Consider the following 21,859-nt stretch of genomic DNA (forward strand, 5'->3'; position numbering starts at 1 on the left):
AAACAACATGGCCTTTTCCTCCTCTTCCGACAGCGCTGTCTTCGAGTCCGTCGAGGCGCCCGACCTGGTCGGGCTGGTCGAGGCGCAGCTGACCCGCGCCATCGTCGAAGGCCACCTCTCGCCCGGCAGCCGCATCGTCGAGGCCGAGATCGCGCGCCGCATGGGCGTGAGCCGCGCGCCCGTGCGCGAGGCCGCGCGCCGGCTCGAGCGCCAGGGCGTGCTGGTGGCGCGGCCGCGCCACGGCTTTGCGGTGCGCACCATCAGCGTCCAGGAAATCGACGACCTCTTCGAGGTGCGCCTGAGCCTGGAGCTGACGGCCGTCGAGCTGGCCTGCCGCAAGGCCGACGACGCGGGCCTGGCGCGCCTGCGCGCGCTGGTCGATGCCATGGTGCGCGACGCGCCCACGCAGCCGCAGCATGTGCGCATCGCGACCGACCTGGCCTTTCACACCCTGATCAGCGAGCTCTCGGGCAACGCCCACCTGCACCGCATCTACTCGAACACGCAGACCGAGATGCAGATGATCATCGCGCTCATCGACGCGGTCTACCACGACCCCGAGACCATGGCCAGCACGCACTACCCCATCGTCGACGCGCTGGAAAGCCGCGACGCCGATGCATCCCGCCTGGCCATGCGCGAGCACCTGGACGACGCCTGGCTGCAGGTGCGCGCGCTGTTCGTGAAGCAGCACGGCACCGCTTCCCCACCCACTCCCATCCCCAAGCAAGGACCCGCGCGATGAAGATCGTCTACAGCGATGTGCACAAGGACCACGACCCGCAACTCTTCATGGTGCGCGGGCGCCTGAAGCGCAGCAACGAGCAGCCCGAGCGCGCTTTCCGTTTGCTGTCGGCGGTCGAGCAGGACGGCCACGAGGTGATTGCCGCGGAAGACTTCGGCCCCGGCCCGCGCGCCGCGATCCACACGCCCGAGTACCTGCGCTTTCTGGAAACGGCCTACGCGCGCTGGCGGCTGCTGGACGACCCCTCCGACGAGGTGATGCCCAACATCCATCCCTTCCCTGGCGAGCCCTGCACCTACCCCGAGAGCGTGGTCGGGCAGGCCGGCTACCACATGGGCGACAACGCCTGCTCCATCGGCGCGCACACCTGGGAAGCGGCCGTGGCCTCGGCCCACGTGGCCACGCATGCGGCGCAACTGGTGCTGCAGGGCGAGAGCGCGGCCTATGCGCTGTGCCGTCCGCCGGGCCACCACGCCTATGCGGACCGCGCCAACGGCTTCTGCTACCTCAACAACACGGCCATCGCCGCGCAGCACTTGCGCGCGGCGCACGACCGCGTGGCCATCCTCGACATCGACGTGCACCACGGCAACGGCACGCAGGGCATCTTCTACCGCCGCGCCGACGTGCTGACCATTTCGCTGCACGGCGACCCGCGCAATTTCACGCCCTTCTTCACCGGCTATGCGCACGAGCGCGGCGAGGGTGCGGGCCTGGGCTACAACATCAACAAGCCGCTCGCGCTGGGCACCGACATCGACGGCTACCTGCCGGCCCTGCGCGATGCCTGCCAGAGCATCCGCGCCTTCGCGCCCGGCGCGCTGGTGGTGGCGCTGGGCCTGGACACGCACGAGCGCGATCCGTACAAGGGCATGAAGATCACGACGCCCGGCTTCGCGCAACTGCTCGCGGAAATTGCGGGTCTCGGCCTGCCGACCGTGCTGGTGCAGGAAGGCGGCTACCTGTCCGACGACCTGGGTCCCAACCTCGCCAGCGCGCTGCGCGGCTTCACGGGCGCCGCATGACGGCGGCGGCGGACGGGTTCGACGGGGACGTGTTGAGCGAGGGCTCGCCCGAACTCGACGCCGACTGGGTGCGTGCGCTCGCACTGCGGCACTATGGCATCGACGGCGAGATGCGCCCGCTCACGGGCGAGCGCGACCGCAACTACCGCTTCGAATCCGCGCGCACCGGCGAGCGCTTCATGCTGAAGATCTCGCATCCGTCCGAGACACCGCTGGTGGCGGACTTCCAGACGCAGGCGCTGCTGCACATCGCGGCCACCGATGCGTCGCTGCCGGTGCAGCGCATCGTGCCCACGCGCGACGGTTCGCCTTCCTTCCTGAGCGACCCCGGCGACGGCCTGCCGCGCGTGACGCGGCTGTTCACCTATCTGCCGGGCACGCCCATGCCCGATGCGCCGCGCACGCCGACGCAACAGCTGAACCTCGCTCGCACACTGGCCCGGCTCGACCTCGCGCTGCACGGCTTCGACCACCCGGCCGGCGCCCTTGCGCTGCCCTGGGACATCCAGCGCGCCGACAGCGTGCGCGGCCTGCTCGCGCACATCGACGATCCCGAGCGCCGCGCGCTGGCCGAGCGTGCGCTCGACCGCTTCGAGCGCGATGCCAAGCCGGTGCTCGCGGGCCTGCGCACCCAGCCCATTCACAACGACTTCAACATCTACAACGTGCTGGTCGATCCTGGCGACACCGATCGCATCGCCGGCGTCCTCGATTTCGGCGACATGGTGCGCGCACCGCTGATCGACGACCTGGCCGTGGCCGCGGCCTACCAGCTCGAGCCGGCGGGCGATGCGCTGGCCGGCATCGTTCCCTTCGTGGCGGCTTACCACGCAGTGCTGCCGCTCGCGCGGGAAGAGGTCGAGGTGCTGTTCACGCTCATCACCGCACGGCTCGCGATGGTGGTGGCCATCAGCGGCTGGCGCGCCGCGCGGCATCCCGACAACGCGGCCTACCTGCTGCGCAACAACGCGCTTTCGTGGGGCCGCCTGCAGGCCTGCGAGCGCATCGGCAACGACGTCGCCAGTGCCGCATTCCGCCGCGCCTGCGGCATGAACCAGGGTCACGCACATGTCTGAAGAATCGCTCCTCGCGCGCCGCGCGCGCCTGCTCGGCCCGGCCTACCGCCTGTTCTACGAGGCGCCGCTGCACCCGGTGCGCGGCCAGGGCGTGTGGCTCGACGATGCCGACGGCAAGCGCTACCTCGACGCGTACAACAACGTGGCCTCGGTGGGGCACTGCCACCCGCACGTGGTGGAAGCCATCGCGCGGCAGGCCGGTGTGCTCAACACCCACACGCGCTATCTGCACGAAGGCGTGCTCGACTATGCCGAGCGCCTGCTGGCCACCATGCCGCCGGCGCTGGGCCATGCGATGTTCACCTGCACCGGCAGCGAGGCCAACGACCTCGCGATGCGCATCGCCAAGGCCCACACCAAGGCCGAGGGCTTGATCGTCACGCGCAACGCGTACCACGGCGTGACCGAGTCGATCGCGCAGGCCTCGCCGTCGCTCGGGCGCTTCGTGCAGCTCGGCAAGGCGGTGCGCACCGTGCCGCCGCCCGACAGCTACCGCGTGCCGCCCGAAGCGCAAGGCGCGGCGTTCGCGGCCGGCGTGCGCGCCGCCATTGCCGACCTGCAGGCCCACGGTTTGCGGCCCGCCGCGCTGATGGTCGACACCGTGTTCTCGAGCGACGGCATCTTCACCGACCCGGCGGGGTTCCTGAACGAAGCGGTCGACGCCGTGCGCGAAGCCGGCGGCATCTTCATCGCCGACGAAGTGCAGCCCGGCCTCGGCCGCACCGGCGACGCCTTCTGGGGCTTCATGCGCCATGCGGGCCTGGTGCCCGACATCGTGACCATGGGCAAGCCGATCGGCAACGGCCATCCGCTGGCGGGGCTGGCGGTGCGCCCCGAGGTGCTGGCCGCGTTCGGCCGCGAGTGCCGCTACTTCAACACCTTCGGCGGCAACCCGGTGTCGATGGCCGCGGGCATGGCCGTGCTCGACGTGATCGAGCGCGAAGGCCTGATGGCCAATGCGCAGCGCGTGGGCCGCCATTTGCGTGCGGGGCTCTCCAAGCTCGCCGAGCGCCACACGCTGATCGGCGACGTGCGCGGTGCCGGCCTGTTCGTGGGCCTGGAGCTGGTGACCGACCGCCAGGCGCGCACGCCCGCCACCGCCGAAACCGTGCGCGTCGTCAACGGCCTGCGCGAGCGGCGGGTGCTGCTCAGTGCCACCGGCGAGCACGCGAACACGCTCAAGATCCGCCCGCCGCTGGTGTTCTCCGAAGCCAACGCCGACCTGCTGATCGACACGCTGGACCGGGTGCTGACCGGGCTTTGAGCCGTTGTCGTGGCGAGCGGCACTGCCTTGCGCCAGAATCGTTCGCTTCGAACGACTCCAGCTGTTGCCACCCCACCATGAACATCGTCGACTCCTTCGCCAACGTCGCCCGCTTCGTCGACATCCGGCGCGACATCCACGCGCATCCCGAACTCGGTTTCGAAGAACACCGCACTTCCGAGAAGGTGGCGAACCTGCTCACCGAGTGGGGCATCGAGGTGCACCGCGGCATTGCGGGTACGGGCCTCGTCGGCGTGCTGCGCAAGGGCAAGGGAACGCGCACCATCGGCCTGCGCGCCGACATGGACGCCCTGCCCCTGCACGAGGCCAACGACTTCGCCCACAAGTCGACGAACCCCGGGCGCATGCACGCCTGCGGCCACGACGGCCACACCACCATGCTGCTGGCCGCCGCGTGGCACCTCTCGCAACAGGGCCCGGAGGATTTCGACGGCACGGTGAACTTCATCTTCCAGCCCGCCGAGGAGATGGGCAAGGCGGGCGCCAAGAAGATGATCGACGAGGGCCTGTTCGAGCGCTTTCCGTGCGACGCGGTCTTCGGGCTGCACAACTTCCCCGTGGGCGACGTGGGACGCTTTGCGCTCAACGAAGGCGCGCTCATGGCCTCGAGCAACACCTACAAGATCACCGTGCGCGGGCGCGGCACGCATGCCTCGATGCCGCACACGGGCATCGACCCGGTGGCGGCGGTGGTCACGCTGGCGCAGCAGTTGCAGACCATCGTGCCGCGCACCATTCCCAGCACGGAGCGCGCGCTGCTCGCGGTGACGCAGCTGCAGGGCTCCGACGCGCCCAACGTCATTCCCGACGTGGCCACGGTGGGCGGCACCATCCGCACCTTTTCGTTCGACGCCATCGACAAGATCGAGGCCCGCCTGCGCGAGGTGGCCGCCGGCGTTGCGGCGGCGCACGGCTGCACGGCCGAGGTGTACTTCAACCGTTCGTCGCCGCCGACCGTGAACCACGCGGCGGAGGCGCGCTTTGCCGCCGGCGTGATGCGCGAGGTGGTGGGCGACGACATGGTCACCGACGACTTCCCCGCCGTGATGGGCGCCGAAGACTTCGCGCACATGCTGATCGCGCGGCCCGGCTGCTACGCGTTCCTGGGCAACGGCGACGGCGACCACCGGCTCGACGGCCACGGGCCCGGCCCTTGCATCATCCACAACACCTCGTTCGATTTCAACGACGAGATCATCCCGATCGGTGCCAGCTACTTCGTGAAGCTGGTGCAGCGCTGGCTGCCGTCGGGCACCTGAAATCCTTCTCCCCTGTTGACGATGAAGAAAGCGGACACCACGATGCCCTCGACCCCGTTCACCCGACGTTCCCTCGGCGCGCTTGCCGCTGCGGCGGCAGCGCTCTGCGCCTTTTCCCCCGTGCATGCGCAGCAGCGCGTGATCCACATCGTCGTGCCCTTCGGCACCGGCGCGGTGCAGGACACGGTGGCGCGCGCCTTCAACAACGAGTTGGGGGTGGCGCTGAACGCCAGCGCCATCGTCGAGAACCGCGCAGGCGCGGGCGGCACCGTGGGCGCTGCGATGGTGGCGCGCGCGCCGGCCGACGGCAGCACCTTGGTGCTGGCCGCGGCGAGCCACAACATCGCGGGCTTTCTGTACAACAAGCTGAGCTACGACCCGCTGAAGGACTTCGTGGGCGTGGCGAACGTGGGCAATGCGGGCTATGTTCTGGCGGTGGCGAGCGGGCTGAACGTGTCGAACACGGCCGACTTCATCAAGGAGGTCAAGGCCAACCCGGGCAAGTACAACTACGCCTCGGCGGGCAACGGCAGCGCCACGCACCTGGCCATGGCGTCGTTCCTGGCCAAGGCGGGGCTGCAGATGACGCACATCCCGACCAAGTCGACCGGCGAGGCGGTCAACGAGGTGCTCGCCGGCCGGGTGCAGGCGGTGATCTCGTCGAGCATCGGCGTGATCGGCTTCCAGGACGATGCACGCATGAAGCTGCTGGCCTCCACCGGGCAGTCGCGCAGCCCCTTCCTGCCCAAGTTGCCGACCGTGGCCGAGAGCGGCCTGCCGGGCTACGCCTTCGATTCGTGGATCGGCCTGCTCGCACCGGCCGGCACGCCGAAGGCCGAGGTGGAGCGCATCAATGTCGCGGCCAACAAGGTGCTGGCGGACCCGGTGATCCAGGAGCGCTTCAAGCGCCTGGGCGTGGAGCCGCGCATGCAGAGCGCAGAAGAATTCCAGAAGCTGCTGCGCTCCGACTGGGATGCCATGGGTGCCGTGGTGAAGGCTTCGGGCGCGAAGATCGACTGACCTTGTCCGGGGTGCACGCACGGGCCGCTCTGTAGGACACCGGTCAATTGACAACACGCCGCCCGCGCTCATGCTCCCTGGTGGGTTCCGAAGGATGTCGCTTCGGACGGACTAGGGAATTTCCATGGACTCGTCTTCACCATTCAACCCGCCCCCGGGCCAGCCCGTGAGCACCTCACCCAAGGCCTTGTGGGCCGTGATCGGCGCATTGGCCGTGGCCGTCGTGGCGCTCGGCGGCGTGTTGCTCTACAAGCAGGGGCCCGCCGTGAGCGCGGGCGCGCCGCCGGTCGTGGCCGCCGCGTCGCCCACGGCCCCGGCCGCGCCGGACGATTTCAAGCCTGAAGCCATGCCGTCGGCGCCTGCCGTGCCGCCCACGGCGGCGGGGCAGTCCCCGCAGGCCATGGCGGCCGCGCCGATGCCTGCGCCCGCTCCCTTGCCCGCCCAGGCCGTTCAGCCGGGACCGGCGCCGGGCGTGAATGCGCCGCTGGCGGCTGCAGCGCCTGCGCCTTGTGCGGTCTGCGGCCGCGTCGAGTCGGTTCGTCCGGTGCAGAAGCGCCTGCAGAGCACCAGCGGCGTCGGCGCCGTGGCCGGTGGCGTGGTGGGGGGCCTGGTCGGCAACCAGTTCGGGCACGGCAACGGGCGCGCGGCGACCACGGTGCTGGGCGCGGTGGGCGGTGGCTTCGCGGGCAACGAGATCGAGAAGCACGTGCGCACCGTCACGGTCTACGAGGTGGCGGTGCGCATGGACAACGGGACGGTGCGCACCGTCGAGACGAAGTCCGCGCCGCCCATCGGCAAGCCGGTCACCCTCCAACGCGGCGTGCTGCGCCCTGTGGACGGCCACAAGTAGGCCGCGAGCCGGGCCGCCCCGACGCCACGCGGCCCGGCGTTTTCTCCCCGATATCACAGAAGAACCGGCTCCGGAAGCTCGCTTGCCCCACGAATATCTTGACGATATATCCTTAATATATTTAAAGTGCGACGCTTCCACACCGCACATCCACAAGGAGCGATCAAGTGAGCAATCCCCGCTGGCAAGGCATCTTTCCCGCCGTCACCACCAAGTTCCACGCCGACGAAAGCATCGATGCCGAGGGCACGGCGCGCCACATCGACTTCCAGATCCGCAACGGCATCCATGGCCTCGTCACCTGCGGCTCGCTGGGCGAGGCCAGCACGCTGTCGCTGGAAGAAAAGCTGCAGGTCGCGAAGATCGCGCTGGACGCCGCCGACGGCCGCGTCCCGGTGCTGGCCAACGTGTCGGAGACCAGCACGCGCGAGGCGCTGCGCTACGTGGACGGCGCCAACAAGCTGGGCGTGGCCGGCTTCATGGTGATGCCCTCGGTGATCTACGTGGCCGACGCGCGCGAGGCCATGCTCAACGTGCGCACCATCGCCAACGCCGCGCAGAAACCCATCATGGTCTACAACAACCCGGTGGCCTACCGCGTCGACCTGAAGCCGCAGCACATGGTGGAGCTGGCCGACTGCGAATGGATCGCGGCCATCAAGGAAAGCACCGACGACATCCGCCGCATCACCGACCTGCGCAACACCGTGGGCGAGCGCTACCAGCTGTTCCTGGGCGTGGACGACTTGGCCTACGAAGGCCTGGCGCTGGGCTGCGACGGCCTGCTGGCCGGCGTGGGCTGCGCGTTCCCGCGCGAGACGGTGGCGCTGTACGACCTGATGAAGGCCGGCAAGTTTGCCGAGGCGCTCAAGCTCTACCAGTGGATGACGCCGATGCTGCACCTGGACGTGTCGACCAAGCTGGTGCAGAACCTGAAGCTCATCGACGTGCTGGTGGGCGTGGGCACCGAGCACATGCGCCGTCCGCGCCTGCCGCTGATCGGCGAGGAGCGCGCCTTCATCGAGAACATCGTGAAGAAGGCGCTGGCCACGCGGCCCGCGCAGTACCAGTCGGTCATGTAGTCACCGCGAACCTTCGCACTTTTCATTGTCCCAACCTAGGAAGAAGCATGAAGACACGAGCAGGCATGGTTTCATCTTTCAGTCTTGCCGGCCTGGCGGCCCTTGCCCTCGCCGGCCAGGCGCACGCGCAGGAGCAGGTGGTCAAGATCGGCCACAGCGGGCCGCTGTCGGGCCCCAACGCCTTCGCGGGCAAGGACAACGAAAACGGCGTGCGCCTCGCGGTGGAGGAGCTCAACGCGAAGAAGCTCAGCGTGGGCGGCAAGACGCTGAAGTTCGAGCTGGTCTCCGAAGACGACCAGTGCGACGCCAAGACCGGCGTGAGCGTGGCGCAGAAGTTCGTGGACGACGGCGTCAAGTACGTCATGGGGCCGTACTGCTCGGGCGTGGCCATTCCGGCCTCGCGCCTCTACAGCGACGGCGGCACTCTGGTCTCCACCGTGGGCACCAACCCGAAGGTGACGCAGGGCGGCTACAAGAACCTCTACCGCATCATCGCAAGCGACAACCAGATCGGCTCCGCCATGGCCGTGTACGCGGCCAAGGAGCTGAAGGTGAAGAAGGTCGGCGTCATCGACGACCGCACCGCCTTCGGCCAGGGCCTGGCGGAAGAATTCACCAAGGAGGCGAAGAAGCAGGGCCTCACCGTGGTCGGCCAGGAGTTCACCACCGACAAGGCCGTGGACTTCACCGCCATCCTGACCAACATGAAGGCCAAGGCGCCCGAGGCCATCTTCTTCGGCGGCTATGCCCCGCAGGCCGCGCCCATGGCGCGCCAGATGAAGCAGCTGGCCGTGCCCGGCAAGCTGCTGGGTGGCGACACCGTGTGCAGCCCGGCCACCGGCAAGCTCGGCGGCGACGCGGTGAACGACCTGGTGTTCTGCGCGCAGGGCGGCTCCATGCTCGAGAAGGCGCAGACCGGCCCGGCCTTCAAGGAGAAGTTCAAGAAGCGCTTCAACGCCGATCCCGACGCGTACGCGGCCTCGTACTACGACCAGGTGCTGTTCATCGGCGAGTCGATGAAGAAGGCCAACTCCATCGATCCCGACAAGGTGGGCGCCGAGCTTTACAAGGCCACCTACAAGGGCGTGGCCGCCACGTATGCCTACGACGACAAGGGCAACATGAAGCAGGCGCCCATCACCGTCTTCACCTTCAAGAACGCGGTCCCCGTGCCCATCGCCAGCTACTGAACGGAACCAGGCCCATGCAACGCATCCAGGTCATCGACTCCCACACGGGCGGCGAACCCACGCGCCTCGTGATCGGCGGCTTCCCCGACCTGGGGACCGGCCCCATGGCCGAGCGCCGCGCGCTGCTGGCCGAGCGCCACGACAAGTGGCGCGCGGCCGCCGTGCTGGAGCCGCGCGGCAGCGACGTGGTGGTGGGTGCGCTGCTGTGCGCGCCGGTGTCGCCCGATGCGGCGGCCGGCGTGGTGTTCTTCAACAACGCCGGCTACCTCGGCATGTGCGGCCACGGCACCATCGGGCTGGTCGCGAGCCTGGCGCACATGGGGCGCATCGGCGCGGGCGAGCACCGCATCGAGACACCCGTGGGCACGGTGACGACCACGCTGCACGAAGACGGCTCGGTGAGCGTGCGCAACGTGCCCGCCTACCGGCACCTGCACCAGGTGGCGGTCGAATTGCCGGGCCACGGAACGGTGCGTGGCGACGTGGCCTATGGCGGCAACTGGTTCTTCCTGGTGAGCGAGAGCGAGCACGGCCAGCGCGTGGCCAGCGACAATCTCGCCGCCCTGACCGACTACACCGCCGCATTGCGCCTTGCCCTGGCGGCGCAGGGCATCACGGGCGCGGACGGCGCGGAGATCGACCACATCGAGCTCTTCGCGCACGATGACGAAGGCGCCGACAGCCGCAACTTCGTGCTGTGCCCCGGCAACGCCTACGACCGCTCGCCCTGCGGCACCGGCACCAGCGCCAAGATCGCCTGCCTTGCGGCCGACGGCAAGCTCGCACCGGGGGCCGTGTGGAAGCAGGCCAGCGTGATCGGCAGCGTGTTCGAGGCCAGCTACGCGATGGACGGCGACAAGGTCATTCCCACGCTGCGCGGCCGCGCGCACATCAGCGCCGAAGCCACGTTGCTGATCGAAGACGAAGACCCCTTCGGCTGGGGCATCCGGCGCTGACGCCGGGCTGCTCGGCATGGACGCGGACGTCATCGTCATCGGCGCCGGCATCGTCGGCGCGGCCTGCGCGCAGGCGCTGGCGCAAAAGGGCGCGCGGGTGCTGGTGCTCGATGCGCGCCTGGGCGGCGCCACCGGCGCGGGCATGGGCCACCTCGTGGTGATGGACGACAACGCAGCCGAGCTTGAGCTGAGCCGCGATTCGGTGGCGCGCTGGCGCGCGCTGGCCCCGCGCATGGGCGAGGACTGCGCGTACAGCCCCTGCGGCACGCTGTGGATCGCCGCCAACGACGAAGAGATGGCCGAGGCCGAGCGCAAGCAGCAGCGGCTGGGTGCGCACGGCATCGAGAGCCGCCTGCTCGGTGCGGCCGAACTGGCAAGCGCCGAACCCGCGCTGCGCCAGGGCCTCGCGGGCGCGCTCGAAGTGCCGGGCGACGGCATTCTCTATGCGCCGAATGCGGCGCGCTGGATGCTCGCCCAGGAAGCGAAATCGGTCCGCATCGAGCACGCCAAGGTCGAGGCCATCGAAGACAACGGCACGCTGCGCCTGGCCGACGGCAACCGCCGCAGCGCGCCGCGGGTGGTGCTGGCCAACGGCATGCAGGCAACGGCGCTGTGCCCGGAACTGCCGATACGCCCCAAGAAGGGCCACCTGCTCATCACTGACCGGTACCCGGGCACGGTGCACCACCAGCTCGTCGAGCTCGGCTACGTGACCAGCGCGCACCACAGCGACGGCGACTCGGTGGCCTTCAACGTGCAGCCGCGACCGACGGGGCAACTGCTGGTCGGCTCGTCGCGCCAGTTCGACACGACGGACCCGGCGGTCGAGGCGCCGATGCTGGCGCGCATGCTGCAGCGCACGCTCGATTACCTGCCGGGCCTTGCGAACCTGAATGCGGTGCGCGCATGGACCGGCCTGCGCGCCGCATCGCCCGACGGCCTGCCGCTGCTGGGCAGGCACCCATGGCGCGAGAGGCTCTGGCTCGCCGTCGGGCATGAAGGCCTGGGCGTGACCACCGCACCGGGCAGCGCGCATCTGCTGGCCGCACTGATGACCGGCACGACGCCCGATGTCGACGCGGCGCCGTATGCGCCGCGCGGTCTGCGGGAAATGACATGAGCGGTCACACCCTGCTGCACATCGACGGCCATCTCGTGCGCGTGAAGGCGGGCAGCTCTGTCGCTGCCGCGCTGTGCGTGGCCGGCGGCATGGGCGTGGCGCGCACCTCGGTCACCGGCCAGCCGCGTGCGCCGTTCTGCGGCATGGGCGTGTGCCAGGAATGCCGCGTGTGGGTCGACGGCCGGCGCAGGCTGGCGTGCCAGACGGTGTGCGCCGAAGGCATGCGCGTGGAGACCACGGAATGAGCGGCATCGCTGGCGAACACTGCGATGTGCTGGTCGTCGGCGCGGGCCCGGCCGGCATGGCTGCGGCGGTGGCGGCTGCGAAGAGCGGTGCATCGGTCGTCGTCATCGACGACAACCCCGCGCCCGGCGGACAGATCTGGCGCGACGGCCCCGGTGCGGCGCTGCCGCCTGCCGCGCAACGATGGCGCGATGCGCTCCGGAGCCACGCCAACATCCGCGTGCGCAGCGGCACGCGCGTCGTGGCCGTGTCCGCCGCCCATGAACTGCTGCTGGAGGACGCCGAGGGCGCCGCACGCATGCAGTGGAAAAAGCTCATCCTCTGCACCGGCGCGCGCGAGCTGCTGCTGCCCTTTCCCGGCTGGACGCTGCCCGGCGTGACGGGCGCAGGCGGTCTGCAGGCGCTCGTCAAGGCGGGCATGCCGGTGGAGGGCGAGCGCATCGTCATCGCGGGCAGCGGGCCCTTGCTGCTGGCCGCCGCGGCGACGGCGCGCGCGGCCGGTGCGAAGGTGCTGCGCATCGCCGAGCAGGCCTCGTTCGCATCGGTCGCGCGCTTCGGTGCCAGCCTTGTGCGCTGGCCCGGCAAGGCGGCGCAGGCCGTGACGCTGGCAAACGCGCAGTACCGCACCGCGTCGCGCATCGTGGCGGTGCAGGGCACGGCGCAGGTCGAATCGGTCCGGCTCAGGCAGGGCGGCCGCGAGGTCGAGATCGCCTGCGACCGCGTGGCCTGCGGCTTCGGCCTCGTGCCGAACACGCAACTGGGCCAGATGCTCGGCTGCGCGCTCGGCGCACACGGCGCACACGGCGCACACGGCGCACAGGGCCTGTCGGTCGATGCATTGCAGGCCACGGGCGTCGCGGACATCTACGCCGCCGGCGAGTGCACGGGCTTCGGCGGCAGCGAACGCGCGCTGGCCCAGGGCAGCATCGCGGGCCATGCGGCCGTCGGCAACGAAGCCGAAGCCAAGGCACACCAGCGCGAACGCGCCAGCTGGGATGCCTTTGCCGCGCAGCTGCACCGCAGCTTCGCGCTGGCACCGGACCTGCGCACGATGCCCCGGCCCGACACGCTCGTGTGCCGCTGCGAGGACGTGCCGTTGTCCGCGCTCTCGGCAAGCACCGGCTGGACCGACGCCAAGCTGCACCGCCGCTGCGGCATGGGCGCCTGCCAGGGCCGCGTCTGCGGCGATGCGGCGCAGTTCCTCTTCGGCTGGGCGCCCCCTGTGCCGCGCCCGCCCTTGTCGCCGGTCCGCATCGCGACACTGGCCGCGCTCGCCGGGCCGGGCGACCCTCGACAATGACGCCGCCGCATCCGCAGAACCACCCCATGGCCGCCCCGACCCCCGACTCCCGCCCTCTTCCCAAGCGCCGTGCCGCCGACGTGGCCTACGACGCCATCGAAGCGCTGCTGTCGACCCTGCAGATCCAGCCCGGCAGCCAAGTCGTGGAGGCCGAACTCGCCGAGCGCACGGGCCTGGGCCGCACGCCGGTGCGCGAGGCGCTGATGCGCATGGTGTCCATCGGGCTCATCGTGCAGCAGCCGCGCCGGGGCCTGCTGGTGTCGGCCATCGACCTGGCCGACCACCTCGACGTGATCCAGACCCGGCGCGTGCTCGAACGGCTGGTGGCCGCCTGCTCGGCGCGCCGCGCCACCGCGCTGCAGCGCGAGCAGATCGTGCAGTGCGCGCAGGCAATGGTCGAGGCCGCGGGCCGCGGCGACCTGACCGACTACATGCGCGCCGACCATGCGCTCGACCTCGTCAACCACCAGGCCAGCCACAACGACTCGGCGGTGCATGCGGTGGTGCCGCTGATCGTGCAGTGCCGGCGCTTCTGGTACGCCTACCAGCACGAGGGCGAGATCGTCGAAGGGGCCAACGCGCACCTCGAACTGGCGCAGGGCATTGCCACCGGCGACGAAGCCGCCGCCGTCGCGGGCGCCGAACGGCTGATGGACTACCTCGAGGTCTTTGCGCGCAAGATCATCGACAAGTAGGCCCTGCGGCCCCTGTCCGTACCCCGGGGAATTCCGCGTGTGCCGCCGGGGCTGCCGGCGCATACTGAAACGCATGGCCGCCGCCCCCCGTGCCCAACCCGAAGACTTCTTCACCGCCGACGAGTGGCGCGCGCTCACCGCGCGTTCGTCGTGGAAGGGGCTGTGGCTGGTGGCGCATTGCTGGGGCACCATCGGCGCGGCGATGCTCGTGGGCATCGTGTGGCCGTGGACCGTGCCGCTCATGGTGCCGATCGTGGGCGCGCGGCAGCTGGGCCTGTTCATCCTCATGCACGACGCGGCGCATGCGGGGCTGCACCGCAACCGCAAGGTCAACGACTGGGTCGGCCACTGGCTGTGCTCGTCGTCGCTGCGCGACTACCGGCCCTATCACCTGCAGCACCACCGCTTCGTGCAGCAGACCGAGGACCCCGACCTCGTGCTGTCGGCGCCCTTTCCGATCCCGCGCGCCTCGATGTGGCGCAAGGTGGCGCGCGACCTGAGCGGGCAGACTTTCTACAAGCAGCGCTTCGGGCACATCGCACAGGGCATCCGCGAACGGGCGCCGGGTGAATCGGCGCTGAAGGCGTTCGGCCGGGAGCTTGCGAAGGACAGGCGCTTCCTCCTCGCCAACGGCCTCGGCTTCCTGGCCTTCGCGCTGGCGGGCTACGGGTGGGCATGGCTGCTGATGTGGCTGCTGCCGATGGCCACCTGGCTGCCGCTGGTGAGCCGCGTGCGCAACATCGCCGAGCATGCGCTGGTCGCGCAGAACGAATCCGACCCGCTGCGCCAGGCCCGCACCACGCATGCCGGCTGGATCGAGCGCCTGGTGGTGGCGCCCTACTGGGTCAACTACCACTGCGAGCACCACATGTTCACCAGCCTGCCCTGCTGGGCGCTGCCGAAGGCGCACCGCCTGCTGCAACGTCAGGGTGCGACTGTGCGGATGGAGGTGCAGCCTGGGTACCTGAGCCTGCTGAGGCGGGCCACGTCGCCGTCGGCTCAGCCGGCCTGACGCGACGGAGGCGGTAGCCGCAGGTCCGGTCAGTCTTCGCTCGGCGCGGGTTCCGGCTCGGGCTCTTGCCAGCCCGGCCAGCCCAGCAGCTCGGCCAGCCGCTGCACGATCCACGTGGCCTCGGCCGCGGAGACGCCCGACTCGGCTGTCGCCAGCCCGGCGTGGATGCGCCGCAGGATCTCGTTTTCGACGGGCACCTCGGTGTGGTGCTGGATCTGCGCGTGGCCCACGAGGTGGCTGGCGAGGTCCTCGCAGATCTCGTAGCGCGCGCGCACCACGGCGATCGGCTCGCTCAGGCGCTGGCGCGCGTCGCTGTACACCGCGAAGAACGAGGGCGGAATGAAGATCTGGTTGTCGTCGGACATGGCGGTTTTTTCGGAGGCCCCAATGACAAAACGCGCCCAGGGGCGCGTTCGTCGTGGCTCGTGGGAGCCATGGGTGCTGGATCAGCCGCCCTTCTTGGGACGCTTGCCGGGGTTCTTCTTGCTGCGCGTTGCGGTGCCGCGTTCGAGGCTGACCTTCTGGCCGCCACCGGAGCGAGGCGCGGTGTAGCCGGGCAGCGGCGTCGGCTTGGGGGTGGCAACGCGTTCGGCTTCGGTACGGAATGTCTTGGGCATGAAAAGCTCGGGTAAAAGTAATGAATGTTCGAGGCGCAATTAGGCCACATTCAAGGATTTCACATGCCAATAACCGAAACAGCCGGCGGTGTCGAGGGGCCGCGCTTCGTTTCGGGGTCGCTGCTGCGCCACGTCTGCGTCATGGCGGGCACCGGCGCCATCGGCCTGATCGCGGTGTTCGCGGTCGACCTGATCAACCTGTTCTACATCTCGCTGCTCGGCGAGAAGGAGACGGCCGCCGCCGTCGGCTTCGCGGGCGTGGTGGGCTTCTTTCATACGTCGCTGTGCATCGGGCTGACCATCGGCATCGCGGCGGTGGTGTCGCGCACGGTGGGTGCGGGCCGCCCGGCCGATGCGCGGCGTATCGGCACGTCGAGCCTGGTGCTGATGGCGGTGCTGTCGGTGGTGGTGGGCTCGGGCACGGCCTTCTTCCTGCACCCGGCCCTGCAGGCGCTGGGGGCCCAGGGCGAGACCGCGCGGCTGGCGCAGCGCTACCTCTCGGTGACGGTGCACACGCTGCCGCTGCTGGGCATCGGCATGGCCTGCTCGGCGCTGCTGCGTTCGGTCGGCGACGCGCGCCGCTCGATGACGGTGACGCTCGCGGCGGCCTTCGTGACGGCGGTGCTCGACCCGATATTGATCTTCGGCTTCGGCTTGGGGCTCGACGGCGCGGCCATCAGCGCGGTGGTCTCGCGCCTGGTGCTGGCGGCCATCGGGCTGCACGGCGTGATGGTCACGCACCGCATGCTCGGGCGCTTCGACGCGTCGCGCCTGGGCGGCGATGCGCGCGCGCTCGGCACGGTGGCCGGGCCCGCGGTGCTGACCAACCTGGCCACGCCGGTGGGCGCGGCCTTCGTCACGCACGCGGTGGCGCAGTTCGGGCCCTCGGCGGTGGCGGGCGCGGCCACCATCGACCGGCTCACGCCGGTGGCTTTCGGGCTGGTCTATGCGTTGAGCGGCGCGGTCGGGCCGATCCTGGCGCAGAACCTGGGCGCGGGGCAGTACCGGCGCGTGCAGGAGGGCTTGCGCGACAGCCTGCTGTTCATGGTGGCGTCGGTGGCCGCGGCGTGGCTGGTGCTGGCGCTGGGCCAGGGCGTTTTGATTCGCGCGTTCTCGGCCGAAGGCCTGGCGGCGGAGCTGATCTCGCTGTTCTGCAGCTGGCTGGCGCCGAGTTTCTTCTTCGCGGGCGGGCTGTTCGTGGCGAATGCGTCGTTCAACAACCTGGGGCATCCGCTGCTGTCGACCGCGTTCAACTGGGGGCGCGCCACGATGGGGACGATTCCGTTCGCCTGGTGGGGCTCGCACCACGGCGCGGCCGGCGTGCTGGTCGGGCAGGCGGTGGGCTCGTCACTGTTCGGGCTGTTCGCCGTGGTGGTGGCGTTCCGGCTGGCCGCGAAGCTGGCGCGGCAGCAAGCGCCCGATTCGGCGCCTGTGCCGGTGCTCGACGCGCCGGTGGCGCCGACCTCGGCGCACGGCGAGGCTGCGGCGCTCGCCACGCCGCAGCCTGGGGGGCTTACTCGCCCAGGTCCTGCAGCGTCAGCAGCCGAACCCTGACCGACTTGCCCTTCACGCGCCCGCTCGAGAGCTTGCGCACGGCTTCCTCGGCGATGGCGCGGTCGACCGCCACATAGGTCGAGAACTCGTTGACGTTGATCTTGCCGACCTGGTCCTTGGCGTAGCCGCAGTCGCCCGTGAGCGCGCCCAGCACGTCGCCGGCGCGGATCTTTTCCTTGCGCCCGCCCACGATCTGCAGCGTCGCCATGGGCGGCTTCATCGGCTCGCCCTTGCCCGGCGTGAGCTCGGCCAGGTCGTGCCACTCCGATTCGCGGCCCTGCAGCTGCTCGATCTTTCCGACGTGGCCCATCTCGTTCATGCTGGCCAGATTGAGCGCCAGGCCTTCCGAGCCGCCCTGCTGGCCCACGCGGCCGGTGCGCCCGACGCGGTGGATGTGGATTTCGGAGTCGGGCGTCACGTCGACGTTGATCACCGCTTCGAGCTGCGAGATGTCCAGGCCGCGCGCGGCCACGTCGGTGGCCACCAGCACGGAGCAGCTGCGGTTGGAGAACTGCACCAGCACCTGGTCGCGCTCGCGCTGCTCCAGCTCGCCGAACAGCGCCAGCGCGCTGAAGCCCTGCGCCTGCAGCACCTCGACCAGGTCGCGGCACTGCTGCTTGGTGTTGCAGAAGGCCAGCGTGCTGACGGGGCGGAAATGGTCGAGCAGCAGGCTCACGGTGTGCAGCCGTTCGCTGTCTTTGACCTGGTACCAGCGCTGGCGGATCTTGCTGCCTTCATGCTGCGCCTGCACCGTGATCTGCTCGGGGTTCTTCATGAACTGCTGCGCGAGCTTGGCGATGCCTTCGGGGTAGGTGGCCGAGAACAGCAGCGTCTGGCGTTCCTTGGGGCACTGGCGCGCCACCTTCACGATGTCTTCGAAGAAGCCCATGTCCAGCATGCGGTCGGCTTCGTCGAGCACCAGCGTGTTGAGCGCCGACAGGTTGAGGTTGCCGCGCTCCAGGTGGTCCATCAGCCGCCCGGGCGTGCCGACCACGATGTGGGCGCCGCGCTCCAGGCTGGCGATCTGCCCGCGCAGCGCGACGCCGCCGCACAGCGTGACGACCTTGATGTTCTCTTCCGCGCGCGCCAGGCGGCGGATTTCGGTCGTGACCTGGTCGGCCAGTTCGCGCGTGGGGCACAGCACCATCGCCTGCACGGCGAAGCGGCGCGGGTTCAGGTTGGAGAGCAGCGCCAGGGCGAAGGCGGCGGTCTTGCCGCTGCCGGTCTTGGCCTGGGCGATCAGGTCCTTGCCGAGCAGCGCCGGCGGCAGGCTGGCGGCCTGGATCGGCGTCATCTGCGTGTAGCCGAGCTGCGTGAGGTTGGCCAGCATCTGGGGCGAGAGCGCCAGCGCGGCGAAGCCGTGGTCGGCAGGGGCCTGGGCTTGCGGGCCGCCGGCTGTGGGAGTGGGTGTGGTCATCGTTCAGCAGCCGTGGTCCATGAAAGACAAAAAGCCTTGCCGGCGCCCTTCGCGGGGCGCCGCAAGGCCTTTCGTGCGTCGCGGATCAGCGGCGGGGAGAGTTGTTGCCGCCGGAGGTCGGCGGCGGGCCGCGACGTTCCAGGTGACGGAAGGTGATACGGCCCTTGGTCAGGTCGTAGGGCGAGAGCTCGAGCGACACCTTGTCGCCCGCCAGGATGCGGATGTGGTGCTTGCGCATCTTGCCGCCGCTGTAGGCGATCAGTTGATGGCCGTTGTCCAGCGTGACGCGGTAGCGCGAATCGGGCAGCACTTCGGTCACTGCGCCGTTCATTTCGATCAGTTCTTCCTTGGGCATGGGTGATTACCTCTGAATCGTTCGATGTGTGTTGGAAATGGAATTGGGCGTGATTGTTTCAGCCTGCGCAGGTCAGCGCGAGCGGGGCATTGCGCGGGGCGCGTTCGCGCACCCAGCCCAGGCCTTGGTCGACGGCGTAGCCGACGGCGGCGGCGTGGCTGGCAAAGCGCGGCGTGAAGCGCATCACGCGGTCGTGCATGCCGCTGCCGTGGCCTGAGCGGATCGAGACGGAAGCGGCGTAGTTGCCGTCGTCCTGGTGTCGAATGAGCGGGGAAACAAGGTACTTGCCCACCGCGATACTGTGTTGAATGATGTCCATGAAGCCTTGGCACAGCGCGCAGATGTGGAGCGCGAAATGCCTGAAAAATGATTGAAAACGGGCGTGGGCCTGCCAGAACGGCGCGGCGGACGCGCTATTCGCTTCAACATGAACGAAGGCAGTGGTGGCAATCATGGGCGCCCGGTCTGGCGCTCCAACACACTGTGCAAGCCGGCTTGGGAATGAGAGGCCTGAAGATCCAAGGGACGATGCAGGTCAGCCGGCGGTATTGACGAAATTCTTCGTCGTGGTATCGAAACGAACCCGACATTATAGCTTGCGGGGCGTGACGGCTGCTTGTCTTAATTACAACGGTCCCGTGAAAAAGGCCCCGAAGGGCCGTTGATCAGGCGCTGCTAGCTATTAAAAGTATAGCGCTCAGTGGAGGAGCAGGCCATGTGCGCCCTGCGCGCCGCCGCGCAGGCGTTCGAGCGCACGCTTTGCCGAAGCGCTCCTACAGCCGCCCGCAGCACCGGTGCGCTCAATCGCGCCATGAACACGACCACGACGCTCTCCACCGCCCCCGTTCGCTACGACCCCGCCGTGGAGACCTTCCGCGACGACGAGGCCCAGACGCAGACGGACCTTGTCGCCACCCTCGTCGACATGGAGAAGACCATGGCCGACCACACGGGCCATGCCATGCGTGCCGTGCACGCCAAGAGCCACGGCCTGCTGCGCGGCGAGTTGCGCGTGCTCGACGGCTTGCCCGAGCCGCTGGCACAGGGCCTCTTCGCTGCGGCGCGCCGCTTCCCGGTGGTGATGCGGCTGTCGACGCCGCCGGCGGAAGTGCTCGACGACCGCGTCTCGCTGCCGCGCGGCATGGCCGTGAAGGTGCTCGACGTGGAGGGCGCGCGCGTCGAGGGCTCCGAAGACCAGAGCACGCAGGACTTTCTCTTCGTCGACGGCCCGGTCTTCGCCGCGCCAGACGCCAAGGGCTTCCTGCGCAGCCTGAAGCTGATCGCCAGCACCACCGACAAGGCGCCCAACGCCAAGCGTGTGCTGTCCAGCGTTCTGCAGGGCGTGGAGAAAGCGGTCGAGGCGGTCGGTGGCAAGAGCGGCACGCTCATCGCCATGGGCGGCCACCCGGAGACGCATCCGCTCGGCGCCACCTTCTTCACGCAGGTGCCGATGCGCTACGGCAACTACATCGCCAAGCTGCAGCTGGCGCCGGTGTCGCCCGCGCTGCAGGCGCTGGAGAACGCGCCCATCGACCTGACTGACAAGCCCGACGGCACGCGCGAGGCCGTCGCGGACTTCATGCGCCAGCAGCCGGCGGTGTGGGAACTGCGCGCGCAGCTGTGCGTGGACCTCGAGCGCATGCCCATCGAAGACGCCTCGGTCGAGTGGTCGCAAGAGCTCAGCCCGTTCATCGCGGTCGCGCGCATCACCGCCGATCCGCAGGAAGTCTGGAGCGAGGCGCTGGCGCGCGAGTTCGATGACGGCATGGCCTTCAACCCCTGGCACGCGCTGGCCGCACATCGCCCGCTGGGCAACGTGATGCGCGCGCGCAAGGTGGCGTATGCGGCGTCTTCCAGCTTCCGAAGCGAGCGCAACGGTTGCCCGATGCGCCGCTGAGGTCTGGCAGCCGCTTCAGCCGATGCCCAGCATCCGCTGGTTCGCCGCCACATCGACGCCACCCGCCGCGAAGTCGTCGAACGCCCGGTCCGCCACGCGGATGATGTGATCGGCGATGAACGTGGCGCCTTCGCGCGCCCCGTCTTCCGGGTGCTTGATGCAGCACTCCCACTCCAGCACCGCCCAGCCCGGAAAGTCGTACTGCGCCATCTTCGAGAAGATGGCCTTGAAGTTCACCTGCCCGTCGCCCAGCGAGCGGAATCGCCCGGCGCGGTTGATCCAGCTCTGGAAGCCGCCGTACACGCCCTGCTTGCCGCTGGGGTTGAACTCGGCGTCCTTCACATGAAAGATCTTGATGCGCTCGTGGTAGTGGTCGATGTAGGCCAGGTAGTCGAGCTGCTGCAGCAGGAAATGGCTCGGGTCGTACAGCAGGCAGGCGCGCGGGTGGTTGTTCACGCGCTCCAGGAACATCTCGTAGCTCACGCCGTCGTGGAGGTCTTCGCCGGGGTGAATTTCGTACCCCACGTCCACGCCCGCGGCGTCGAATGCGTCGAGGATCGGACGCCAGCGGCGCGCCAGTTCGTCGAAGGCCTCTTCGATGAGCCCTGGCGGACGCGGCGGCCACGAGTACAGGTACGGCCAGGCCAGCGCACCCGAGAAGGTCGCATGCGCCTTGAGGCCGAGGTTGGCGGAAGCCTTCGCCGCGAAGTGCAACTGCTCCACCGCCCACTGCTGACGCCGCACCGGGTCGCCGCGCACCTCGGGCGCCGCGAAGCCGTCGAAGCCCGCGTCGTAGGCCGGGTGCACCGCCACCAGCTGGCCCTGCAGATGGGTCGAGAGCTCGGTGATCTGCAGCCCGTGCGCGGCGAGCGTGCCCGTCACCTCGTCGCAGTAGGTCTGGCTCTGCGCGGCTTTCTTCAGGTCGAACAGGCGTGCGTCCCAACTGGGAATCTGCACACCCTTGTAGCCGAGGCCGGCCGCCCATCTGGCAATGCCGTCGAGCGTGTTGAACGGGGCGGTGTCTCCGGCGAACTGGGCCAGAAAAATGGCGGGGCCCTGGATGGTTTTCATCGGCTTGTCTTCCTTATGCGTTGGGGCGGCGTTGAAAGCATACTTGGCGTGTCGTCCGACCCCGTGCGAGAGGCCAACGAGCCACAATGG

23 protein-coding genes are annotated in these 21,859 nt (G+C 69.5%); 17 read left to right on the forward strand and 6 right to left on the reverse strand.

The features are described 5' to 3' along the window. The first annotated feature begins 7 nt into the window (after positions 1-7). The 15 genes from ACSFBM_RS24460 to ACSFBM_RS24530 all read left to right on the forward strand — a co-directional run bounded on the left by ACSFBM_RS24460 (position 8) and on the right by ACSFBM_RS24530 (position 14,858). Entirely contained in the window at positions 8-745 is a 738-nt protein-coding gene (locus ACSFBM_RS24460; protein ID WP_435486697.1) for a GntR family transcriptional regulator, read from the forward strand. After that, on the forward strand, positions 742-1,770 hold the full coding sequence (locus ACSFBM_RS24465; protein WP_435486698.1) for a histone deacetylase family protein: 1,029 nt from the start codon (positions 742-744) through the stop codon (positions 1,768-1,770). The genes ACSFBM_RS24460 and ACSFBM_RS24465 overlap by 4 nt, the downstream gene beginning before the upstream one ends. Beyond that, a complete protein-coding gene (locus ACSFBM_RS24470) occupies positions 1,767-2,846 on the forward strand; it encodes a phosphotransferase (protein WP_435486699.1) in 1,080 nt (359 codons plus the stop codon). The genes ACSFBM_RS24465 and ACSFBM_RS24470 overlap by 4 nt, the downstream gene beginning before the upstream one ends. Beyond that, positions 2,839-4,110 carry an aspartate aminotransferase family protein gene (locus ACSFBM_RS24475; protein WP_435486700.1) on the forward strand — a complete coding sequence of 424 codons (1,272 nt, stop codon included), beginning with the start codon at positions 2,839-2,841 and terminating at the stop codon, positions 4,108-4,110. Before ACSFBM_RS24470 ends, ACSFBM_RS24475 begins: the two co-directional genes overlap by 8 nt. Before the next feature lie 77 nt (positions 4,111-4,187). Next, positions 4,188-5,390 (forward strand): M20 aminoacylase family protein, encoded by a 1,203-nt coding sequence (locus ACSFBM_RS24480; protein ID WP_435486701.1) that lies wholly within the window; start codon positions 4,188-4,190, stop codon positions 5,388-5,390. Positions 5,391-5,432: 42 nt separating this feature from the next. Next, positions 5,433-6,410 carry a tripartite tricarboxylate transporter substrate-binding protein gene (locus ACSFBM_RS24485; protein ID WP_435486702.1) on the forward strand — a complete coding sequence of 326 codons (978 nt, stop codon included), beginning with the start codon at positions 5,433-5,435 and terminating at the stop codon, positions 6,408-6,410. A 124-nt stretch (positions 6,411-6,534) separates the two neighbouring features. Continuing rightward, positions 6,535-7,260 carry an outer membrane lipoprotein gene (locus ACSFBM_RS24490; RefSeq protein ID WP_435486703.1) on the forward strand — a complete coding sequence of 242 codons (726 nt, stop codon included), beginning with the start codon at positions 6,535-6,537 and terminating at the stop codon, positions 7,258-7,260. A gap of 167 nt (positions 7,261-7,427) precedes the next feature. Next, a complete protein-coding gene (locus ACSFBM_RS24495) occupies positions 7,428-8,342 on the forward strand; it encodes a dihydrodipicolinate synthase family protein (protein ID WP_435486704.1) in 915 nt (304 codons plus the stop codon). A 47-nt stretch (positions 8,343-8,389) separates the two neighbouring features. Next, positions 8,390-9,532, forward strand: a complete 1,143-nt coding sequence (locus tag ACSFBM_RS24500; protein WP_435486705.1) for a branched-chain amino acid ABC transporter substrate-binding protein — start codon at positions 8,390-8,392, stop codon at positions 9,530-9,532. A 14-nt stretch (positions 9,533-9,546) separates the two neighbouring features. Continuing rightward, positions 9,547-10,488 (forward strand): 4-hydroxyproline epimerase, encoded by a 942-nt coding sequence (locus ACSFBM_RS24505; RefSeq protein WP_435486706.1) that lies wholly within the window; start codon positions 9,547-9,549, stop codon positions 10,486-10,488. A gap of 16 nt (positions 10,489-10,504) precedes the next feature. Then, entirely contained in the window at positions 10,505-11,608 is a 1,104-nt protein-coding gene (locus ACSFBM_RS24510; RefSeq protein WP_435486707.1) for an NAD(P)/FAD-dependent oxidoreductase, read from the forward strand. Further along, complete coding sequence (locus ACSFBM_RS24515; RefSeq protein ID WP_435486708.1) at positions 11,605-11,853, forward strand: (2Fe-2S)-binding protein; 249 nt, start codon at positions 11,605-11,607, stop codon at positions 11,851-11,853. Before ACSFBM_RS24510 ends, ACSFBM_RS24515 begins: the two co-directional genes overlap by 4 nt. After that, positions 11,850-13,151 carry an FAD-dependent oxidoreductase gene (locus ACSFBM_RS24520; RefSeq protein ID WP_435486709.1) on the forward strand — a complete coding sequence of 434 codons (1,302 nt, stop codon included), beginning with the start codon at positions 11,850-11,852 and terminating at the stop codon, positions 13,149-13,151. The genes ACSFBM_RS24515 and ACSFBM_RS24520 overlap by 4 nt, the downstream gene beginning before the upstream one ends. 26 nt (positions 13,152-13,177) lie before the next feature. Continuing rightward, positions 13,178-13,846 carry a GntR family transcriptional regulator gene (locus ACSFBM_RS24525; RefSeq protein WP_435437322.1) on the forward strand — a complete coding sequence of 223 codons (669 nt, stop codon included), beginning with the start codon at positions 13,178-13,180 and terminating at the stop codon, positions 13,844-13,846. 73 nt (positions 13,847-13,919) lie between these two features. Further along, the gene (locus ACSFBM_RS24530; RefSeq protein ID WP_435486710.1) at positions 13,920-14,858 is read left to right on the forward strand and encodes a fatty acid desaturase family protein; all 939 of its coding nucleotides are present in this window, start codon (positions 13,920-13,922) and stop codon (positions 14,856-14,858) included. Between the two features lie 29 nt (positions 14,859-14,887). On the opposite strand, the gene ACSFBM_RS24535 is transcribed toward ACSFBM_RS24530, so the two are convergent. After that, positions 14,888-15,223, reverse strand: coding sequence for a hypothetical protein (locus ACSFBM_RS24535; protein WP_435486711.1), 336 nt, complete (start codon positions 15,221-15,223; stop codon positions 14,888-14,890). A gap of 81 nt (positions 15,224-15,304) precedes the next feature. Continuing rightward, on the reverse strand, positions 15,305-15,475 hold the full coding sequence (locus tag ACSFBM_RS24540; RefSeq protein ID WP_165840364.1) for a hypothetical protein: 171 nt from the start codon (positions 15,473-15,475) through the stop codon (positions 15,305-15,307). Positions 15,476-15,538: 63 nt separating this feature from the next. Here ACSFBM_RS24540 and ACSFBM_RS24545 point away from each other — a divergent pair, with 63 nt between their 5' ends. Further along, complete coding sequence (locus ACSFBM_RS24545; protein WP_435486712.1) at positions 15,539-17,029, forward strand: MATE family efflux transporter; 1,491 nt, start codon at positions 15,539-15,541, stop codon at positions 17,027-17,029. On the opposite strand, the gene dbpA is transcribed toward ACSFBM_RS24545, so the two are convergent. The 3 genes from dbpA to ACSFBM_RS24560 all read right to left on the reverse strand — a co-directional run bounded on the left by dbpA (position 16,989) and on the right by ACSFBM_RS24560 (position 19,120). Beyond that, entirely contained in the window at positions 16,989-18,446 is a 1,458-nt protein-coding gene (dbpA, locus tag ACSFBM_RS24550) for an ATP-dependent RNA helicase DbpA (protein WP_435486713.1), read from the reverse strand. The genes ACSFBM_RS24545 and dbpA overlap by 41 nt on opposite strands. Positions 18,447-18,531: 85 nt before the next feature. Continuing rightward, positions 18,532-18,801 (reverse strand): translation initiation factor IF-1, encoded by a 270-nt coding sequence (gene infA, locus ACSFBM_RS24555; RefSeq protein ID WP_013544282.1) that lies wholly within the window; start codon positions 18,799-18,801, stop codon positions 18,532-18,534. Positions 18,802-18,859: 58 nt separating this feature from the next. Next, entirely contained in the window at positions 18,860-19,120 is a 261-nt protein-coding gene (locus ACSFBM_RS24560) for a hypothetical protein (protein ID WP_435486714.1), read from the reverse strand. A gap of 492 nt (positions 19,121-19,612) precedes the next feature. Between ACSFBM_RS24560 and ACSFBM_RS24565 the strand changes: the two genes are divergently transcribed. After that, a complete protein-coding gene (locus tag ACSFBM_RS24565) occupies positions 19,613-20,698 on the forward strand; it encodes a catalase family protein (RefSeq protein ID WP_435486715.1) in 1,086 nt (361 codons plus the stop codon). Between the two features lie 15 nt (positions 20,699-20,713). Here the strand turns inward: ACSFBM_RS24565 and ACSFBM_RS24570 are convergent, their stop codons facing one another. Further along, the gene (locus ACSFBM_RS24570; protein WP_435486716.1) at positions 20,714-21,769 is read right to left on the reverse strand and encodes a sugar phosphate isomerase/epimerase family protein; all 1,056 of its coding nucleotides are present in this window, start codon (positions 21,767-21,769) and stop codon (positions 20,714-20,716) included. Between the last annotated feature and the right edge of the window lie 90 nt (positions 21,770-21,859).

Origin of the sequence: Variovorax pasteuri, assembly GCF_051216435.1 — a bacterium.
Classification (GTDB): Bacteria; Pseudomonadota; Gammaproteobacteria; order Burkholderiales; family Burkholderiaceae_C; genus Variovorax.

Bases quoted from the DNA above. Each gene is read 5' to 3' on its own strand.
- ACSFBM_RS24460 (WP_435486697.1), top strand. From the start codon at position 8: ATGGCCTTTTCCTCCTCTTCCGACAGCGCTGTCTTCGAGTCCGTCGAG.
- ACSFBM_RS24465 (WP_435486698.1), top strand. From the start codon at position 742: ATGAAGATCGTCTACAGCGATGTGCACAAGGACCACGACCCGCAACTC.
- ACSFBM_RS24470 (WP_435486699.1), top strand. From the start codon at position 1,767: ATGACGGCGGCGGCGGACGGGTTCGACGGGGACGTGTTGAGCGAGGGC.
- ACSFBM_RS24475 (WP_435486700.1), top strand. From the start codon at position 2,839: ATGTCTGAAGAATCGCTCCTCGCGCGCCGCGCGCGCCTGCTCGGCCCG.
- ACSFBM_RS24480 (WP_435486701.1), top strand. From the start codon at position 4,188: ATGAACATCGTCGACTCCTTCGCCAACGTCGCCCGCTTCGTCGACATC.
- ACSFBM_RS24485 (WP_435486702.1), top strand. From the start codon at position 5,433: ATGCCCTCGACCCCGTTCACCCGACGTTCCCTCGGCGCGCTTGCCGCT.
- ACSFBM_RS24490 (WP_435486703.1), top strand. From the start codon at position 6,535: ATGGACTCGTCTTCACCATTCAACCCGCCCCCGGGCCAGCCCGTGAGC.
- ACSFBM_RS24500 (WP_435486705.1), top strand. From the start codon at position 8,390: ATGAAGACACGAGCAGGCATGGTTTCATCTTTCAGTCTTGCCGGCCTG.
- ACSFBM_RS24505 (WP_435486706.1), top strand. From the start codon at position 9,547: ATGCAACGCATCCAGGTCATCGACTCCCACACGGGCGGCGAACCCACG.
- ACSFBM_RS24510 (WP_435486707.1), top strand. From the start codon at position 10,505: ATGGACGCGGACGTCATCGTCATCGGCGCCGGCATCGTCGGCGCGGCC.
- ACSFBM_RS24515 (WP_435486708.1), top strand. From the start codon at position 11,605: ATGAGCGGTCACACCCTGCTGCACATCGACGGCCATCTCGTGCGCGTG.
- ACSFBM_RS24520 (WP_435486709.1), top strand. From the start codon at position 11,850: ATGAGCGGCATCGCTGGCGAACACTGCGATGTGCTGGTCGTCGGCGCG.
- ACSFBM_RS24525 (WP_435437322.1), top strand. From the start codon at position 13,178: ATGGCCGCCCCGACCCCCGACTCCCGCCCTCTTCCCAAGCGCCGTGCC.
- ACSFBM_RS24530 (WP_435486710.1), top strand. From the start codon at position 13,920: ATGGCCGCCGCCCCCCGTGCCCAACCCGAAGACTTCTTCACCGCCGAC.
- ACSFBM_RS24535 (WP_435486711.1), bottom strand. From the start codon at position 15,223: ATGTCCGACGACAACCAGATCTTCATTCCGCCCTCGTTCTTCGCGGTG.
- ACSFBM_RS24540 (WP_165840364.1), bottom strand. From the start codon at position 15,475: ATGCCCAAGACATTCCGTACCGAAGCCGAACGCGTTGCCACCCCCAAG.
- ACSFBM_RS24545 (WP_435486712.1), top strand. From the start codon at position 15,539: ATGCCAATAACCGAAACAGCCGGCGGTGTCGAGGGGCCGCGCTTCGTT.
- dbpA (WP_435486713.1), bottom strand. From the start codon at position 18,446: ATGACCACACCCACTCCCACAGCCGGCGGCCCGCAAGCCCAGGCCCCT.
- infA (WP_013544282.1), bottom strand. From the start codon at position 18,801: ATGCCCAAGGAAGAACTGATCGAAATGAACGGCGCAGTGACCGAAGTG.
- ACSFBM_RS24560 (WP_435486714.1), bottom strand. From the start codon at position 19,120: ATGGACATCATTCAACACAGTATCGCGGTGGGCAAGTACCTTGTTTCC.
- ACSFBM_RS24565 (WP_435486715.1), top strand. From the start codon at position 19,613: ATGAACACGACCACGACGCTCTCCACCGCCCCCGTTCGCTACGACCCC.
- ACSFBM_RS24570 (WP_435486716.1), bottom strand. From the start codon at position 21,769: ATGAAAACCATCCAGGGCCCCGCCATTTTTCTGGCCCAGTTCGCCGGA.